This window comes from Nostoc cf. commune SO-36 (assembly GCF_023734775.1).
Classification (GTDB): domain Bacteria; phylum Cyanobacteriota; class Cyanobacteriia; order Cyanobacteriales; family Nostocaceae; genus Nostoc; species Nostoc commune_A.
This window is the reverse complement of the sequence record NZ_AP025733.1, coordinates 14,715-32,902: the sequence shown is the minus strand read 5'-3', so window position 1 is coordinate 32,902 and position 18,188 is coordinate 14,715. Positions and strand designations below refer to the sequence as shown.

At 42.8% G+C, this 18,188-nt stretch carries 17 protein-coding genes and 2 pseudogenes; 6 read left to right on the top strand and 13 right to left on the bottom strand.

Annotated features, from left to right (window positions below; translation table 11 throughout):
* The first annotated feature begins 28 nt into the window (after positions 1–28).
* From ANSO36C_RS30835 to ANSO36C_RS30815, 6 genes and pseudogenes are all read left to right on the top strand, one after another.
* The gene (locus tag ANSO36C_RS30835) at positions 29–3,100 is read left to right on the top strand and encodes an amino acid adenylation domain-containing protein (RefSeq protein ID WP_251960659.1); all 3,072 of its coding nucleotides are present in this window, start codon (positions 29–31) and stop codon (positions 3,098–3,100) included.
* A 178-nt stretch (positions 3,101–3,278) separates the two neighbouring features.
* Positions 3,279–4,133: a hypothetical protein gene (locus ANSO36C_RS30830; protein WP_251960658.1), complete on the top strand. Its 855-nt coding sequence runs from the start codon at positions 3,279–3,281 to the stop codon at positions 4,131–4,133.
* A complete protein-coding gene (locus ANSO36C_RS30825; protein ID WP_251960657.1) occupies positions 4,130–5,089 on the top strand; it encodes a diiron oxygenase in 960 nt (319 codons plus the stop codon). Before ANSO36C_RS30830 ends, ANSO36C_RS30825 begins: the two co-directional genes overlap by 4 nt.
* A gap of 85 nt (positions 5,090–5,174) precedes the next feature.
* A pseudogene (locus ANSO36C_RS35355) lies at positions 5,175–5,390 on the top strand (IS110 family transposase); the annotation flags it as partial.
* 41 nt (positions 5,391–5,431) lie between these two features.
* Positions 5,432–7,501: a DUF6851 domain-containing protein gene (locus tag ANSO36C_RS30820; RefSeq protein WP_251960656.1), complete on the top strand. Its 2,070-nt coding sequence runs from the start codon at positions 5,432–5,434 to the stop codon at positions 7,499–7,501.
* Between the two features lie 188 nt (positions 7,502–7,689).
* Positions 7,690–8,320 (top strand): annotated as a pseudogene (locus ANSO36C_RS30815) (pyridoxamine 5'-phosphate oxidase family protein).
* Between the two features lie 194 nt (positions 8,321–8,514).
* Here the strand turns inward: ANSO36C_RS30815 and ANSO36C_RS30810 are convergent.
* The 13 genes from ANSO36C_RS30810 to ANSO36C_RS30750 all read right to left on the bottom strand — a co-directional run bounded on the left by ANSO36C_RS30810 (position 8,515) and on the right by ANSO36C_RS30750 (position 18,149).
* Positions 8,515–9,942, bottom strand: a complete 1,428-nt coding sequence (locus ANSO36C_RS30810) for a DNA cytosine methyltransferase (protein ID WP_251960655.1) — start codon at positions 9,940–9,942, stop codon at positions 8,515–8,517.
* Positions 9,939–10,331, bottom strand: coding sequence for an ASCH domain-containing protein (locus tag ANSO36C_RS30805; RefSeq protein ID WP_251960654.1), 393 nt, complete (start codon positions 10,329–10,331; stop codon positions 9,939–9,941). The genes ANSO36C_RS30810 and ANSO36C_RS30805 overlap by 4 nt, the downstream gene beginning before the upstream one ends.
* A 220-nt stretch (positions 10,332–10,551) precedes the next feature.
* Positions 10,552–11,916, bottom strand: coding sequence for a replicative DNA helicase (gene dnaB / locus ANSO36C_RS30800; RefSeq protein ID WP_251960653.1), 1,365 nt, complete (start codon positions 11,914–11,916; stop codon positions 10,552–10,554).
* Positions 11,917–11,952: 36 nt separating this feature from the next.
* Positions 11,953–13,257, bottom strand: a complete 1,305-nt coding sequence (locus tag ANSO36C_RS30795) for a helix-turn-helix domain-containing protein (RefSeq protein WP_251960652.1) — start codon at positions 13,255–13,257, stop codon at positions 11,953–11,955.
* A gap of 62 nt (positions 13,258–13,319) precedes the next feature.
* Positions 13,320–13,919 (bottom strand): alpha-ketoglutarate-dependent dioxygenase AlkB family protein, encoded by a 600-nt coding sequence (locus ANSO36C_RS30790; RefSeq protein ID WP_251960651.1) that lies wholly within the window; start codon positions 13,917–13,919, stop codon positions 13,320–13,322.
* Positions 13,916–14,608, bottom strand: coding sequence for a hypothetical protein (locus ANSO36C_RS30785; protein ID WP_251960650.1), 693 nt, complete (start codon positions 14,606–14,608; stop codon positions 13,916–13,918). Before ANSO36C_RS30785 ends, ANSO36C_RS30790 begins: the two co-directional genes overlap by 4 nt.
* On the bottom strand, positions 14,605–15,063 hold the full coding sequence (locus tag ANSO36C_RS30780) for a hypothetical protein (protein WP_251960649.1): 459 nt from the start codon (positions 15,061–15,063) through the stop codon (positions 14,605–14,607). Before ANSO36C_RS30780 ends, ANSO36C_RS30785 begins: the two co-directional genes overlap by 4 nt.
* A 117-nt stretch (positions 15,064–15,180) precedes the next feature.
* Positions 15,181–15,396, bottom strand: a complete 216-nt coding sequence (locus ANSO36C_RS30775; protein WP_251960648.1) for a hypothetical protein — start codon at positions 15,394–15,396, stop codon at positions 15,181–15,183.
* Between the two features lie 66 nt (positions 15,397–15,462).
* The gene (locus ANSO36C_RS30770) at positions 15,463–16,128 is read right to left on the bottom strand and encodes a hypothetical protein (RefSeq protein ID WP_251960647.1); all 666 of its coding nucleotides are present in this window, start codon (positions 16,126–16,128) and stop codon (positions 15,463–15,465) included.
* Positions 16,118–16,462 (bottom strand): hypothetical protein, encoded by a 345-nt coding sequence (locus tag ANSO36C_RS30765; RefSeq protein WP_251960646.1) that lies wholly within the window; start codon positions 16,460–16,462, stop codon positions 16,118–16,120. The genes ANSO36C_RS30770 and ANSO36C_RS30765 overlap by 11 nt, the downstream gene beginning before the upstream one ends.
* Positions 16,455–16,829 (bottom strand): hypothetical protein, encoded by a 375-nt coding sequence (locus ANSO36C_RS30760; protein WP_251960645.1) that lies wholly within the window; start codon positions 16,827–16,829, stop codon positions 16,455–16,457. Before ANSO36C_RS30760 ends, ANSO36C_RS30765 begins: the two co-directional genes overlap by 8 nt.
* 9 nt (positions 16,830–16,838) lie before the next feature.
* On the bottom strand, positions 16,839–17,651 hold the full coding sequence (locus tag ANSO36C_RS30755) for a KilA-N domain-containing protein (RefSeq protein WP_251960644.1): 813 nt from the start codon (positions 17,649–17,651) through the stop codon (positions 16,839–16,841).
* Between the two features lie 39 nt (positions 17,652–17,690).
* A complete protein-coding gene (locus ANSO36C_RS30750; protein ID WP_251960643.1) occupies positions 17,691–18,149 on the bottom strand; it encodes a DUF1392 domain-containing protein in 459 nt (152 codons plus the stop codon).
* Positions 18,150–18,188 lie beyond the last annotated feature (39 nt).

The window sequence follows — 18,188 nt, the reverse complement described above, 5'->3', positions numbered from 1 at the left end:
GATAAATTAATATAGGTTCCCTTTAAGTATGAAAACATTTGTACAACAAGCAGTCGAGATACACCGTCAAATATTCCGCGATCTTGCTCATTCAATGGTCTGTGGTTTAGATATTCTTCAAGAGCGGAATCGTCATGAGGGTTCAGCATTTCATGCTGCAAGCCCAGTGGCATTTGTCAGTATGCTGAACGAACATGAAAATAAAATTATACCGACATTATTTCAGCTTGAAAACGATAATATGGTTTTCAGTGGTCTTGAAACACCTCAAGTTCTTTTAGACCATCAAGCTATTAGTAGACCTGATGGTGGTGTTTCCTTAATTTGGGATGCTATGGATTTAGCGTTTGCAGAGGGAGTCGTTGACGATATGTTCAACGCATATATATCATTAGTATCCAAATTTACCGAAGATGAAAGCGTCTGGAACACATCTTATTTTGATTTTAGGTCGAAAGAAGAAAAAACACAGCATTCAGAATATAACGAACCAAAGACTTCTTTGTCAGATCGATGTTTGCATGAATATCTTTACAGCCAAGCAAAGCTATTACCAAATAAACCTTTGCTCATCGACTCTCGCAGAACAATAAGTTATGGTGAGGCAACTTATATTTCTAACCGAATCGCCTGGACATTACGTCAGCGATGCAATGTCAAGCCCAACGAATTAATTGCAGTATATGCCTCAAAAGGTTGGGAACAGGTTATTGCGGTGCAGTCTATTATCGCCGCCGGTGCTGCTTATGTACCTATCGACCCTGCCTTTCCCGAAAATCGAAAGTTAAATATATTAGAACGTTGTGGGTGCAAAATAGTATTAACATCTGAGGCTCACTTGAATGATAAATGTATCAGTAGCTTCGAAAAAATCGCAGTCGATCTTACTGATAACTTAGTTACGGAATCTGAAAATTTACCCCGGATTCAGTCTTCAAACGATCTGGCCTATGTAATTTTTACCTCTGGTTCAACTGGTGAATCAAAAGGAGTCATGCTTAACCATCTGGGAGTAGTTAATACTATAGATGATATAAATCATCGTTTTAATATTGGCTCCAATGATGTAATATTTGGTATTTCTGAACTGAGTTTTGATTTATCAGTATATGATATATTTGGAAGTATAGCTGCTGGTGCGACGCTTATTATTCCTCCACCAGGGGCAAATCTGGAACCTGCTTTATGTGCAAGATTGTGTGCAGAACATAATGTAACTGTTTGGAATTCAGTTCCGGCATTAGTTCAGCTACTAGTAGAGGATTTTGAAATCAATCCGCGATCGCACAAACTGTCGTTTAGGCTGTTTATGATGAGCGGCGATTGGATTCCTATTAAATTACCGGAAAAAATTAAGCAGTTGTTTTCCGCAAAGATAGTAAGTCTTGGTGGTGCAACCGAAGGCTCTATTTGGTCAATATATTATGACATTAATGAAGTAGACGCAAATTGGAAAAGCATACCTTATGGATATCCCCTAACTAATCAAGAGTTTTATGTACTTGATCAGAGAATGCAACCGCGCCCTAATAACGTTCCAGGTGAATTGTACATAGGTGGTGTTGGCGTAGCACAAGGATACTGGTTGGATTCCCAAAAAACAGCACAATCATACGTATTCCATCCAGTTTTGAAAAAGCGAATTTATCGAACTGGGGACTGGGGAATACGGCGCAAAATCGGTTATATTGACTTTTTGGGGAGGGAAGATGGACAAGTAAAGGTGCGAGGGCACCGAATTGAGCTAGGCGAGATAGAGAGCATATTACAGCAGCATCCTAGTGTGGCAAATGCGATCGCAAAAGTTATCGGATATCAGACACAAGACGCTTACTTAGCCGCATATATCGTCTCCAAAGATGAAGCAACACCCAGCTTGCAAGAGCTACATCAACACGTCGCTGCATTTTTACCTGAGTATATGGTTCCGGCAAAATTTATCTTTCTCGAACAACTTCCCCTTGGTGCAACAGGAAAGATTGATCGCAAAGCATTGCCAATACCAATTGATATTAAAAAAGCTCAAGTTAGTACTCGGTCTCTAACTCAAACAGAATCTACAATGGCCAGATTATGGTCAGAGATTCTGGAGATAGACACACCTGTTGCCGAAGATGATTTTTTCAACATAGGTGGAAACTCTTTTGCAGCAGCACGCCTAACCATTGCTATTAATAATACCTTTGGGGTCGAGATTCCAGTAACCGCGCTTCTGCAACATCCAACATTAGAAAAAATTTCCAAATTAATTGATGAACAATATTACAATAATTCGTCGAATCGGTGGTCGTTTCTAATTTCAATTGCTGGTCGAGAACCTAGTCCAAAAACATTTTGGTTTCACCCATCTGGTGGAGGAGTCTTGTGTTACAGAGATATGGGACAACTATTGTCATCACATCTACATTTATTTGGCGTTCAGGCACAGCCTGTAAGTCAACAAAATTTAATGAATTCGATACCTGAAATGCTTGATCTCTATCTAAATGAAATACGTGCTGTCCAACCATCAGGGCCATATCATTTAGGTGGATGGTCAATGGGTGGAGTTATTGCTTACGTTGCAGCTCAACACTTAATTCAGCAGGGTATTCAGGTAGAAAGTCTAGTTTTAATTGATAGTCCTGCACCTTTACAGCGCAAGATTCCCGAATTCGCAGAAATTGTCTCTTGGTTTATATCCGATCTGGCTGAAGTAGAACAAACGTTAAAACTTAGTTGCATAAAACAAAAAGAGTCCGATAACAATGTACTATTTGAAGCATTACAAGAGGCGCAAGAGATGGGTTTGATCTCATTTGGGAAGATGGAGGATTTACGCCCTATTTTTAATGTCTTCCACTCTAATATCCACGCCCTGTATAACTATCAAGCATCACCAATGAAAGAAGATGTTTCCTGCTTGCTTGTAATGGCAACCCAAAATGTGCAAGAGCGTGTCGCTAGTGAGTCTATGCAGATATGGCGTTCCCTACTACCAAAAACAACTTCATTTCGTGAAATTGAGGGAAATCATTATTCACTTCTAAAATATCCGTTAGTAAGTGAAGTGACACACCTAATTTTAGAACATTTGAAAACAAAGGTAAAAGTAAGCTAAGTACTTGATTTTACAGTTTTGTGGTAGATGAATCAGCCCTGATTTTTGCCTAATTAGCAACGAAAAATATCTAAAAGCCTGATTTTATTGGACATATTAGCTAATTTATGAGGATTGCATTTATCTCTTAAATCCAGGCTTTGATTATTTTCACCAGACATCTAATAAGTGGTACATTATGAAGCCAAAAAAAATAAAAACTAATCTGCTAGTAGCATTCTTTGTATTCAGCATTGTATTGACTACATCCATAGCTGGATTCGCGTATCCATATATGGGAAACAAGCAACCGAATAACAGCTTATATAGTCCTCCGATCGCTCACACAAATTACTTAGTACTGATGGCTAACGGTGTTTACGATCCGAAAGACCCATATTTCACGCCTCCTGACTTCAACTTTTTTTCACATAAAATCATGGGTTGGAACGATGCACAGATAGCCCAATATCGGCAAAAAGCTGTAAGTTTCTTTGTAAAACGCTTTGGGATTAATCCTGATAGTGCTGAATATACTGGGCGCGTCATCATGGTTCCTTTCATGCTAGACCCTCGATGGGAGTACCGCGTATACAATAAATCAAACGCTTATGTGCCACCGCAAGGATGGGTTGCACGCGATGGTGGATTTCAGTTGATTGCGATCGCTCCTGATGGTGTTGAGCTTGGTGGAGAATTTAGTGGTTGGCACGCATCCAAAGGTGCGATCGCCGCTTTTGGCGAATTCAATATTCAGGTAGCTCCTCAAACTTATAAGCAACCCAAGGAAATTATCATTCATTACGAATCGCGGCAACCTGTCCTCCAAAATAGTGGGTTTCCTTTAGAACGAAATGGCAATGGAACATTAATAGCCCCGTTTGATGTATATCATCCAGAATGGGGGCATGGATGGGCATTTGCTCATATCACCGATGTCCTACAACCGGATGGTAAGTTGCAAACAAATAACCGCAACATTATGACATTCCCAGCCGGCGCAGCATTTCCTAACACAAATTCCACTAAGACAACTTTCGACTCTTCCAAATGATAATTCAAAAGCAAAAAATAAGCTTTAATTCAGGAGCAAAAATTGTGAATAAATCAGTCTTGATCAAAGATAAATCCGAATTTGAGAAAACTCTCCTTACGCTCATTAATCTAACGAACTCTGATACTTATGACCCATTCAAAGAAATTGTTTGGCCGGATAGTATAGAGAGCGGCAAATTATGGATGTCACCGAGTCTGATGTCGATTCATGCAACTCGGTTTGAGCAAGAGCTTTCTGAAGAACAATTAATTGAAATAAGCAAGTGGGAATTTATCAATTTTTGCAGTTTGAATGTAACTGGTATCCGCGAATTATTAGCAGGGACAGCAAATCGGTTGCATACACCAGGATTTGAGGTTTTATCAGAATATTTGCATCATTTAATTGCAGAAGAAAATGAACATATGTGGTATTTTTCTAAATTTTGCTTGCAATACGCGGGTAAAATTTACCCCGATCGAGGTTTGGCAATGGTTAGTTTGCCAGAAGCTGATATAGCCAACTTTATGTTCTTCGTTCGCACCCTGATATTTGAAGAAATTGTCGATTTTTATAATCGAAAAATGGGTCAAGATAAGATGTTGCCGAAGTTTATTCAAGAGATAAATTGGCTTCACCACTTAGACGAAGGCAGACATATTAAATATGGCCGTCAGTATGTTAATTTAATCTGTCAAGAGTTGCTAAATAAGTATCCAAAGGAGCGAATTTTGGAGATTGAGTCTGCTGTTAAAGGTTTTATGGAACTTTCTGTGCAAAAGCTTTATCGACGGGAGATATTTGTTGATGCCGGAATTGATGAGCCAGGTAAGATGCGAAAAGAGTTGCTCTCGCATCCAGTGCGTCAACAATTCAACATAAAATTAATAGCAAGCACTGCAAAATTTTTGACCCAAATAGGCTTATTTTCAGATTCAGACGTATTGCCTGAACCTGAACAAGTTCTTAACTAAGCTTAGGACTTACGCAAGGCTATACACTGTAGGTGCAATTCATGAATTACACCTACAGTAAATCAAGGCTTTCACTGTTTTTGGCGCTCGACTTGGCTCTCCTAAAGCTATTACTGCTACTGCTCATAAGATTGCGCGGATTTTTTACAAACTTTGGACATCTGGAGGCGATTATACTGATCCTGGCATGGATTATTATGAGCAGCGTTACCGAGAGCGAATGGTTAATAACCTCCACAAGAAAGCCCAGGCTTTTGGTTTTGAGCTTATTCCTCAGCCCTCAGAAAATCTGGTTTCTTAGAAGAGAGTTAAGTAAATACCATCTAATCAATTTTTACTGTAATGCTAAACACACCTAATCAAAACCCCTCTGTTGAACTAATTCTCGATCCCATACTTCAAGGAGTTACAGTTAATGACCCAACACCTACTATTTCTGTGTTGTGGGATAAAGTTGCTCAACAAGCTGTAAGTAATGCCATTGTCGGCCCCACCATAGCCGATCGCGTCTATTCTATGGTGCATACGAGTATGTTTGATGCTTGGGCTGCTTATGACCCAACCGCAATTGCTACCCAACTCAAAGACCAATTACAACGTCCCCAAGCCGAAAATACAGAAGCTAATAAAAAGGAAGCGATGAGCTTTGCAGCTTATCGGACTTTGAAAGATTTATTTCCGAGCCAAGTGAGCATTTTTGACGAATTGATGGGCAAACTTGGCTTTAACCCTAACGATACAACTACTGACACGACTAAAGCTGCTGGAATTGGCAATGTTTCTGCCGAAGCGTTATTAAAATTTCGTCGTGAAGATGGTTCTAACCAACTTGGAAACAATCCTAAAGGTGTACTTGGCGTTCCCTACTCTGATATCACTGGCTACAAGCCCGTTAACTCTCCAGGCAATGTCATCAACATAGAGCGTTGGACGCCAGAAACAATACCGATTGATGCCCTCCCAGGACAAGGGAGAGTTCAACAGGTTCTAGGTGCCAACTGGAGTGGTGTAACCTCCTTCAGTTTGGAAAGCAACAAGCAATTTCGACCCCCCGCACCCCAACCCTTTCTTTTAGTCGATGGACAAGTAAATCTGCAAGCAAAGACAATTACTCTCAAAAATGGGCAAGTACTTCCCATCACTAAAGATTTAATCGGAACAGTCATCAATCCTAAATTTATTGCCCAAGCAGAAAAAGTAGTTAATGTCAGCGCCAATCTCACCGACAAGCAAAAGCTGATTGCGGAATTCTGGGAAGACCAAATTGGTAGTTCCTTCCCCGCCGGTTCCTGGATGACCTTTGGGCAATACGTGTCGGCGCGGGATAATCATACTCTTGATGATGATGCTAAACTCTTCTTTACTTTAGGAAATGGCGTTTTTGATGCAGGAGTTGCAACTTGGGAAGCTAAAAGATTCTACGACTATGCTCGTCCAGTGCGGGTAATCCGTTCTCTAGGCGAACTAGGACTGATTGGGGAATTCAACAAAGAACTAGGAGGTTATGCCATTGAGGCTTGGAAACCAGGGCAAGGAACTCAGACAATTTTGGCAACCGACTTTGTGGCCTATCAACTCCCTGGCAGCAATCCATCACCACCTTTTCAAGAATATACTTCCGGTCACAGTGGATTTAGTGGTGCAGGTTCAACAATTCTTGAGCTATTCACAGATTCAGACTACTTTGGTGGCAACGTCACCTTTCAACCTGGGCTGTCTCGCTTTGAACCTGGTATTACACCTGAAAAAGCCGTTACCTTGAGGTGGGATACTTTTTCCGAGGCCGCAATTGAGGCTGGTGACTCTCGCATCTACGGTGGGATTCATTTTGATGAAGGAAATCTTAACGGTCAGATTGTAGGACAAAAAGTTGGTTTGAGTGTTTGGGAGCAAGCACAGTTTTTTATTGAAGGTGGTAAGGAGCAGAAAATCCTTTTTGGCACTAAAAATTCAGATAGACTCGTTGGCACCAATGCTGATGAGAAGATTTATGCTCGTTCTGGTAATGACTCGGTTATTGGTGGCTTAGGTAATGATCAAATCTTTGGTGGTGATGGGAATGACCGCCTTTGGGGTGATGGTGGCGATGATGTTATCAGAGGTGGTCTAGGTAGCGATCGCATTTGGGGTGGTGGTGGCGATGACATTCTCAGAGGTGGTCTAGGTAGTGATCGCATTTCGGGCAATAAAGGTCGTGATACCTTCGTCGTAGCTGCTGGTGAAGGTACTGACACGATTATTGACTTCCACCTTGGCAAGGATCTCCTTGGTCTGGCTGATGGTCTAAAATTCGGTGAGTTATCTATCTATTCAAGGGGAAACCGAACGCTAATTGGGTTTGAAGACCAAACACTAGCTATCCTGGATGGAGTGAGACATGACCTCACAAGTGCAGATTTTATCGTGATCTGAAAACATTTCGCAGAATTTGCTCAGGCGTTCACACATTCATCGCAATCGTGTGAGCGCATTTCTTTCAGTGGCAAGATTTCTCTAAACCCTATTTTCATGTTCGAGCTTGGATTGAACGGCTCAAGTATCTCCCCGGTTTTATTAGAATAATTGGCATTGAAGAACCTGCTAGAATTTAGGAGCGCCCTATGCCACGTAAATTTGGAGAAATTGCTTTTACTCCTGGAGTTGAAGCCGCGCAGTCACAACGGGGGGTCGCGGCAAACCTATGAACGCTATATTGCCAATGGCCCTGCTAATGACTCAATTACCCTAGAAATTGCGGAATTTATTGCTCATCTGGATGGGTTTTATTTGGGAACGGTCAGTTCTAATGGCTATCCCTATATCCAGTTTCGAGGGGGAGCGCCCGGTTTTCTGAAAGTGTTGAATGAGAAAACCCTGGGATTCGCCGATTTTTCTGGGAATGTGCAGTACATTACCGTAGGCAACCTTGAAGGAGAAGCAAAAGCATTTCTGTTCCTGATGGATTACCGCCAACGCAGACGTATCAAAGTTTGGGGTAAGGCAGAATATGTTGAAGGGGATAGTGCTTTAATTGAGCGACTTCGCATCCCTGGCTATCCAGCAAAAGTTGAGCGAGCTATTCTATTTCATGTCGAAGCTTTGAGTGAGAATTGTTCTCAGCATATTCCTATCCGCTATTCTGCTACCGAGGTTGAAGCTATGATGGCTCCCCTTTTGGCTCGAATTGAAGAGTTGGAACAGAAATTGGATGAATTTACTCCGCAAACATTGAGCGATCGCAACAGCGTCTAATTGAGACCAGCTTCACATCCTCTCACTGATGAAGCTGCTATAAGAGAAAAAACTACTGATAAGGTAGCGCTTATTAGGTCATTTGAGCGATACGAAGGCTCCCCGCATTTCGTCCCTATGACCCATTGTTGACATACGGACAGTCCAAAACCGCGAATATCCTTTGATGCTTGGATTGATGAAGGAGTAGAGCTTTAGCTATTGCCTACATAGCTATAACTTTGTGCCGACATCAATAATTGACTTGCAAAACTGGGAGGCACGGAATACCCGATAATTGACCCCGCCGTAGCAGTTTCGGGCGGGAATTCGTACCAGCTAGGGAAACCCTGTAAAATGGCTGCCCCTTGGATAGACAAAGATTTGACCGTACCATCCGGCAACCAGATATCAGCGAATTTGCTCCGGTTGCAGCCCTTGTGATCTGTGAAATGCGATCGCAGTATGGTATTGCAGGGTAAATGCCCAGGTTTGTACTTGGACTGTGAACGTCCTCCAACCCTTTCAATCAGCAGAGGTGTGGGCGCATTTCCTGCTAAAAATTTCTCCAAAGCTTGTTGCTGTTTGGGCAGCAGGTGTGAATCAGCCATTGCGGGGATGAGATGGGCGATCGCCTCGTACCAACCACAGGATTTACTCTCTGTTGGTAGGGCAACCTGAAAACCCCTACTGGCAACCAGAACTAACCGCCGCCGCGCCTGGGGCAACCCAAAGTCAGCCATGTTGACCACGCTATAATTAATCAAGTATCTATAACTTTCGAGAGTTTCCAAAATAGCAGCGAAACTCTGACTGTTCTGATAGCGCGGCACATTTTCGAGCGTGAACACCCGTGGCTGTAACTGTCGGATGGCTTCTGCTACCGCGATCGCCGCCGTCAGATCATCAGCCGTTTCCTCACCCTTACCCGCTTTCGCTGTATGGGCTTGGCTAAAGTTGGCGCACACCGGGGAGGCGTGGAGGTAATCAGGGCGGCGGGGAAAACCTGCAAATCCTAACCGCGCTACTTCTTGAACTGTTAGCTGGACGACTCTACAGCCGCACTCACTAAAGTTGCAGTGATGGTTGAGAGCGATCGCGCGGCTCAGTTCTGGTTTTGTGGGGTCGAACTCCACTGCAATGACTGGACGAATCCCGGCTTCAACCATCCCCGCTTCTATCCCGCCGCCACCCGCGAAAAGTACTACAGCGATCGGGGCATTATTTGGCAGAACTGGTTTTATTTTTGTGTTCTCAAAATTTGTGCAGACATCTAATTTTGGTGATGGCTTTTTGGTTTTCGCTTTTTTGATAAAAGCGATGATATTCTCTCGCGTTGCCCTCTCTTGTTGCAGTGTCCGAATCATTGTCACAGTGCCAGGGGGAATTGAACCTATACTTTTGCCTTTCCATGCCCCGTTTATCTTCTCTTTCCAATTGAATGCCCATCGCCAATGAAAGGGATTATTCGGGTCACGTTCACCAATCACACGGGGATAAGAAACAGTCTCCCCATCAAGTAGTTTTTTAGTTTCGAGGTACTGATAAAGACAACCGACTGATTCCCCCTGTAAGGCTTTGCCCCCTTTCTCTAAGAATTTTTCGGGTGTTGCAGATAACTCAAGTAGTACTGATTTAGTCATGCAGCCACCTCCATGACCAAATCATCCGGCACTTCAAAAATCCCCAACCGCCCAATGTAAGGAATCGGTGTAATCTCGCGTGGATTCTCCAACTTCCAGTGGTATTGCTCAGGCATTCCCCAGCCAGACGCAACCGGTGAAAACTGGCAATCAACTATTGTGACAATGCCAATGATTTGTCCGCGACGTAAAGAGATTAATTCTGGTATTATTACCCCCATATCTTGACAAAATTCTTTCGCCTCAAAGTACGCTTTTTTTGTGCAGGTTTTCGCAGCGTGAATCAGAATATCGCCGCGATAATTGATAGGCCAGCCTCGGTTTTCTATGTTTTTGGTGGAGTGAATGATGGCATAAGCCCAGGGTTGGCGAACGGATAGCGCTTTCATCTGTTTTAAAACTCCAATAGTTGAACGCACAGGTCTAATGCAGCGATCGCCGGATGTGGTTGTGACTTTAGACCATTGCAGATTGTGGCGATAGTCCCAAGCTGTGTAAAGTTAAAATTGATACTGGAGTGCGAATTTGGGAATACCTGCGTGACCGAAATGGCGGCAGTAGTATGCCCAATTGAGATCCATCAAATTACAGCGATGTATTCTCATATACTTAAAACTGCCGATGACGCACTAAGTTTTTAAACTTGGTAAACTGGTTATCAAATAGCAGCTTGACTGTACCAGTAGGGCCATTTCTCTGCTTGCGGACAATTAACTCGGAAATGCCACGGTCAGGGGAATTGGGATTATGAATCTCATCACGGTAAAGCATAATCACAACATCACTGTCCTGTTCCACCGCCCCACTGTCTCGAAGATCACTCAATATAGGGCGTTTATCATTACGGTGTTCGACTTCCCGGCTTAACTGAGACAAGGCTAGGACTGGAACATCAAGATCCTTAGCTAATTTTTTCAGTCCTCGGCTGATTTGACCGACTCTCTGGGTCATGTTCATTCTTGAATCAGTACCCTCAGCCATCAACTGTAAATAATCTACGATAACGAGTCCGACACCGCCATGTGTGGCTGAGATTTTTCGGACTTGACTACGAATTTCATTCATTGTGGGGCAGGAATTATCATTGATAAAAATCCCTTGTTCGGAAAGTTGTGCTACCGCTTGACTCAGGGGTTGCCACTGATTGTTAGAGAGCCGCCCCGTTTCGAGTAAACTGTTCTCAATGCCGGATTCACTTGACAAGAATCTCTGCACATATTCTTCGCGGCTCATTTCCAAACTGAAGATAGCTACAGGTAATCTTTGGGATTGAGCGACATTAAGAGCTAAGTTACCAGCAAGGGCGGACTTACCGACAGATGGACGAGCAGCGAGTATATACAGGCGTTTGGGGCGAAAGCCACCACCGAGTAAACCATCCAAATCATAGAATCCAGTAGAAATGGCGGGACTAGATGTACCGGCGTGGCGCGACTCGATTTCTTGGTAAGCGTCAACCAAACAGTCAGAAATATGAATCAGGTCATCATGAGAGCGCTGTTGTGTGACACTGAAAACTTTTTGTTCAGCAGCGTCAAGAACCTGTGGTAATTCAGTTTCAGTTTCATAGCCGAGATGTAGAATCTCGTTTGCCGCCTTGATTAATTGTCGGCGGTGGTATTTTTCCATTACCAATTCTGCCAGAGCGTCGATGTTGATGGCTGAAACTGTACGGTCAATGAGTGTAGCCAGTTTATCTCGACCACCAACACGAAACAAAAGCCCATTGTCAGTTAGCCAACTGGTTACAGATAATAAATCTGTAGGTCTGTTTTGTGTATGGAGCCGCAGCGCAGCTTGGTAAATGTCTTTGTGGGAGGAAATGTAAAATGCTTCGGGGATTAAGCGATCTACTATTCTGCTGATTGCTTCCGGGTCAAGCATAATACCGCCGAGTATAGCTTCTTCTGCCTCAATGTTCTGAGGTGGTAAGCGGTCTTGTTCGGATGAAAAGTTCAGTTTGTTTTGTGTCATGACTACCTGGAGAGGAAGATAAATTGCAAATTATTTTTACGCAGCATTTTGATGTAAATAGAGATACATGGAGGGATGTGTGAACTTTATCCACTCCAGCCATTTGTCCGTTGCACCTGGAAATTGCTGGTCATAGCGGGTACTAAAAGAAGCGCAAGCTTTGTCCTTGCCAACTTCATCGACACGATCTAAAAACTCGCTGAAGGTGGACTTATGCCAATCAAGAGAACGGTTAGCGAAATAGCCGATGGGTCGTTTTTCATCTGGTTTTTGTTGTTTTGTTAGTGATGATGTGGCTTCTGGTTCAGAAATTTGTGACCAATAGCCCAGTAATTCTTCTAGTCCGGCTTTGGAGCCTTCTAAGTTACCAATTGACTTGAGAACTGTGGGGATTTTCTCTTGCCAAGATTCACTCTCACTCCACTTAGCTCTGTGTTTAGCTATCAACTCCACCAGTCGGCGATCGCAGGTTTGGTAAATCTTGTCCCTGGTAGCAGTACGCCAGGGGAAGCGCCAATTACGCATTTTGATTTCTGTTCTGTACACGGTAGGCAATGAGTCAGTTGCCATGATGCTTGGATCTACTAAAACCATGTCAATCAAATCTTCAATCGACTGGAATTTTGGTTGTTTCGGGTTGTTCGATTGTTCGTTTTTATCGAACGACCCGACCGCAATAGTTGGTCTACAAGAGGGGTTATCGGTTTGTTGCGAAGACTCGGAATTTTTTGACAACGAAGTGAGTTGTTTTGGGGTTGGTTCTTCTGGAGTTGGTTCTTCTAGACTTGGTTTTTCTGGAGTTGGTTTTTCAAGGTTTAGTTGTTCAGTTTCACACACACACGATTCTTGGGCGGGAAGTGCGTTCTGAGTTGGGGGTGCTTCTTGTATGTGTTTTTCTTCTAATTTATTTTCTTCTAATTGTTTTTTTATATGAGGGGTGGATGACCCACCTATGGATGACCCATCTATGGATGACCCACCTATGGATGACCCACTTACGGATGACCCACCTATGGATGAATGATTTTCTCGAAATAACTTTGTGTCTTCTTTGCTGGTAAAAATGTAATATTGCCAGTCAAACTTACCATTGTTCGGATTGTTCTCTTGAACTCTCACTAAATAGTCATTTTGTTCAGCGTTTTTGATAGCATTACGGATTTTGTCTCGTTTATACCCCAAATGTTTTTCGATTACCGTAAAATTAATATCAAAGTTTTCATCGTGAGAAGCTACCCAAGAAATTAACCTAAATGTTGAATCAGTAACGTTGTGATCGCGAATTAAACTGTTGGGAATTGCAGTAAACTGTTTAGAGGGTTTACCATTACGAAATCCCATAGAATCCTCCTTGAATATTAATAATTTTGGATATAAACCTCAGCAATAGCGATAACTTGAGGTCATCTTTTACCTCCAACGTGCGGTCGAAAAGTTAGATTAATCCGTGTACTAACGACCTTATTGGTCTTCGGAACTTGATGCAGATGTGTTGATTGGCAACCTGGAAGCATCACCAGCAGACTCCCGTGTTCCAACCAAAAGTCAGTAGGCTTACCCCCAATGGGCTTGATTTGGAATTTCCTCATTGAACCCAGACTGACAGAGGCGATCGCTGGATTTAACCCCATTGAAGCTTCACTGTCGTTATGCCACCCTATCGAGTCTTGTCCGCTTCTGTACTGATTACCAATGACAATACGGAAGCTGTAACCAGTAGCCGCAGTAATTCTATCTCGCAGTTGGACTAGCGATGAAGTCCAAGGTAATGGCTTAAGCAGTACGCTCTTGGAGTAGAGGTAATCACAGTCTTCGTCCCCATAAATACACTCCAGACGCGGAACAGGCATAGTTTTACCTAACATCCTGATTTGGTTTTGCTGCCATTGCAGTTCTTGGCAATGTTGGTAAAGTTCGTCTGCTTCATGCTTGCTCAAGAAATCTGGATAATAACTGACTGGTAAAACAGCAGTTGGTTCATCAAAAAGCGACATCTGTTTCATAATTCTCCTTTGGCGATTGCCCGAACGATTTCAATAGCCCGTTCTTGTGAAATAGCCTGTTCTGGATTTTTGTAAAACCCAATAATTTCTGGTTTGGGACGCACGATAATGCGCTGCCCTGTTGCGCGTTTGTCCCACACAAAGCACGAGATTGTAACGTTATCAGTAGCCCAACGAGTACCCCGTTTGTCTTTCCGAAAGCAGAAGCGCGGCATGATTAAGACAAGTGACGGCGGGTGCTGCTGTAAGAAATCAGCCCGGTCATCGCAAGGTTCAAGAAAGCTGGTAAGTAAAAAAGCGGCAACACCCACATGCGCTTTCTGGTAAGCATTTCTGATGATTGGTGCAGCAAATTCCGCGTATGGTGGGTTAGTACAGATCCAATCGCAATCAGGAAATTTAGACCATGACTCGGATAGTGTTGCATCCAGATGGTAATCAGCCGCTTTATGTGGATCAATATCGTTCGTCCACATTTGCTTGGTGTAGGGCCACACTCTGAGTAAAGATGCGATCGCTCCATGCCCCACACACGGCTCACCAATGACACCTGACAACCTAACGTGACGTAGTAGTTCTGTAGTAAACCACGATGGAGACTCGTAAAAGTTCAGTGGATGTCTACCAACAGTTTCTGCTGTAGATGCACTTGTATGTGATTGTGGTGTTAGCAATTGTGTGGCATTCATACTGAATCCTCATTAAATTCAATGTGGCTTAAAGTCTGAAGTTCAACAGCGAGTCCAGATAAGAAATTTTGGAGTTCGACTGTTGCCAATTCTTTGGATACCTCTTTTTCCGATGTGTAAATAAGTTGCTTAAAATTGCCTAAATAAGCTTCTGTACGAGTCAAGTTTTGTTCTGTATCAGTTAACAGAGTCAAAGTAAATCTTCCCAGTTTGCAGAAGTAATACGCACGGTGATCACAAGGATTGCCTTGATGCCAAGTAATATAAGTTTTTGAACCAATATGAGCGCTGATAGATTCAAAATCAACGTGAAAAATGTTCAAATCTGCTTGCATTTCGCCACTGTTGTAGCGGTCTACAATGTGCTGGCTAATTGCTGTTACTGCTAAACCGTCAGGAATATTAATGTGAGCTTCCGATGTGATTTTTTCAACAACTGTGACTATGGCTTTCATTTACGCTCCACTCTCTGTATTTTGTAATTTGTAAGAAAGTATTTCTCTGGTATATTACTCGCGCTTTAACTGAATATTTTGCAATAAGCTTTCTTCAGTAAATAAGAAATTAGTAGACTATTCTTCATCTGATTCGTACTCATCTGATTCCTCTTCTGTGATTAGTTGAAATTCTTCTACTGCAAACAAAGCCATAGCCACACAAGCTCTTTCTGCTGGATGTGTAGCTGATTGCATTCGATATGATTCGGGGACTACATAGCCCTGAATTGCGTAGAACTTCTTGGCTAATTTTTCAATGAGTACATCTTTTTGGAAATATCCGAGTTCCATATCTTTTCCTTTCAATGTGAAAATTGTTAGCTTAAAATTAGTTTCCTATGGCACAAGAAATCGCTCTCACTTCCAAGGTGTAAAATTATTCCACTGGAACCAACTTGAGCCAGCTTCGGAGTAAGCCGCAGTACGATGGATTGCTTCTGGATTACCCCAGCAGCAGCAAGCGTTGATAGCAAATGTGGGTTTATCTAAGAGTGTTCCGTCTTTTAATTGAATCTGGTAAACCTCATCCTCAGCCCACAGTTCTAACCATTGCCCATGCAAGTACTCTGCGTAAAACTCGCTCCATCGACTTTGATTCCAGCGTGATTCAGCTTCACGGTCGTAGTGCCACAGTTTAAACACCATGTTCCAGTGTGCGAGGAAGTCGAGCGCCACCGACTTGGACTGCACAAGAATCTCTTTATCCCCAGGAACGAGCGTCAATTCCTCACACAGCCGGGGAAGCTCTACAGCCATGCCGCCGTACTCAACGGTGTACCATTCGATTCCGCTAATACCCTGGCTTAATTGTTCTGCCCAAATTCCTTTTCTTTTATTGGCAGTTTCTTCTGTCCTGGCGAGGAACATATCGAAACGTAATACTGTTTCTACTGGTGAGAGTCCACCTTTAACTGCGTGGTTTTGTAGTGCTAAGTCACACGCCGACCCCCAACCGATTGCGTTGATTTGGTCTATCTGTTGGGCAAGTGCGGCGGCTCTTGGATCTTGAAATTTAGTCATCATTTTTTACCTCTGTAATACCTGCTTCTAATGCTTCTTCTGGGGTGGTATAACTGCCACTCAAATAACGGTCTTCCGAAAACTCACTAAACATACAAACTCCACCACCGTAGGTTAGAGAAAAAGAATAACGTTCTGGGTCTGTAGGGCAGTGCCAAACTGTTACATTATGTTTACCCTTCATTGCTCCTCGGCTCATGTAAACGCTAGTTTCAAGAATCGGTCTTTTTGGTTGTTTATCTTCCCAAGAGTGATGACAGCAATCGCAATAAACTACTAAATCATCAAGAGCTTTTCTATAAATTTCTTTACTTCCGCATTTGGGGCAGTTATTCATGGTTGCATACCTCAAAGTCTTTTATAAATTGAGGTGCAATTGCTTTTTGCAGGTCAATCATAACGACCAATCTTTCTATGTCAGCTACATTCACGCCATCTCCAAAAACTGTTTGTCTGCCTGAGTAAGTTCCATGTAGCATGAAGTATGAAAGGTATCGTCTCCCTCGTTGATTTTCCGAGTTGTGGACAGCATCGCTAATTAAATCGACTGCACGCAGATCCAAGATTGTTTTGTACTGCCAATTTACTAAAGACTCAATACCTAACCATTCGGCAACAGTAGCCGAGAGGAAGTAGCCATAACCTTGATAAAACCTGTAAGCAAGGCTAATCTCTTTACCAATTTCATCAATCTGTTCTTCCACTGTTTCACCTCAGTTGCGTTCATTAAACAATTGTGTAATGCTTGGCAACCACCGTAGTTGAAAAACAGTTTGGTTTGAGGATTTGGCGACTGCGGGAACCATGCGACCCCATTGCTTACCAGATTCAGTAGGACGATAGGGAATTTTCTTGTCATTTGTTCTGTATTGCAGTCCAGAATTTAGTAAGCAGTGGTTAACAGCCCGTGCAGACATTCCCACTACCTCACCGATTTGTGTTGGGTTGAGAAATGCGTCCTCTGCGGTATTAGTGGAAGCGATCGCAGTCTTAAGCTCATCTGCTGCGGGTTTGAGTGCGGGGTTAACTCTAGTGGCAGCATTAACTGCTAACTGAGCGGTGAGGGATTTCTCTAACCCTGCGAATTCTCCCACCAGCAGGGCTAATTGTGCAGCTTCATGGGATGGGGTTAATGCTTTTGGTGGTTCTTGCTCTTGTACTGGCTTCGACTCTATTTCACTTGAGATCATCACCCTCATTAGAGTTCTGTTTGCCCAGAGGCGAAATGGAATAGATACCCACTGAGCTAAATCAATTGCTACCTCTGGGTGTACCCAAGTGCCTTGAGTGCTTCCACGTCCTGAAACTTCAATAATTAATGACGATATCGGAATGACGATATCGTTAGAAAGCTCCAGCCAGTAAGCCTTTGTAGATTTTCTCTCTTTGTAATGTCCCCAAAGTTTCCCATTTGCCGCGCACATCTGAGTTGCATTTACATAGCCTTTGGGTATTGTGTATTTACCTATTTCTCCATCCTGGAGCATTTGCTGAATTTCTGAGTCGCGCCATGAATGTGTCAACATAGTTTATTACCTGCTTATTGAACAAAATAGTTAATTAATTCAGGCATTCACGCATACCAAACTTTTTTCACCAACTAGCGAGAAGCGATTAAGTATGGTTGGTGTTTCAGCCAATGTTGGCGATACCAATTCGACAAGGTAAAACCAAAACTTATCCACAAGTACAACTCCTAAAATCAGCCGTTGCTTTGTGTCATCACCATAAGAACATAGGATTACTTTCTGCCCTAAAACGAAAGCAGGTTTTTGCACAGTGAGGGTTTCTAATTGACCAGTCCCAATAAATTGATATTCTGTGGCGTGGACAATTTCATCACGACAAATAACTGTATAAAGCCAACACTCATGTTTCCATTGCATACCGCAACAGTAGCCGAATGTTCTCGTGGTTCTCAAGTAAACTCTCTCCAGTAAATTCACCTCAACAGGTGGAATTGTTCCACGCCAAGGTGGAGAGAGATACCAACTTGTTTTGAGTGTATTAATATGGTCAATCATGCTTTTCTTCCCTGGGATTAATAACCTAAGAATCTTCGG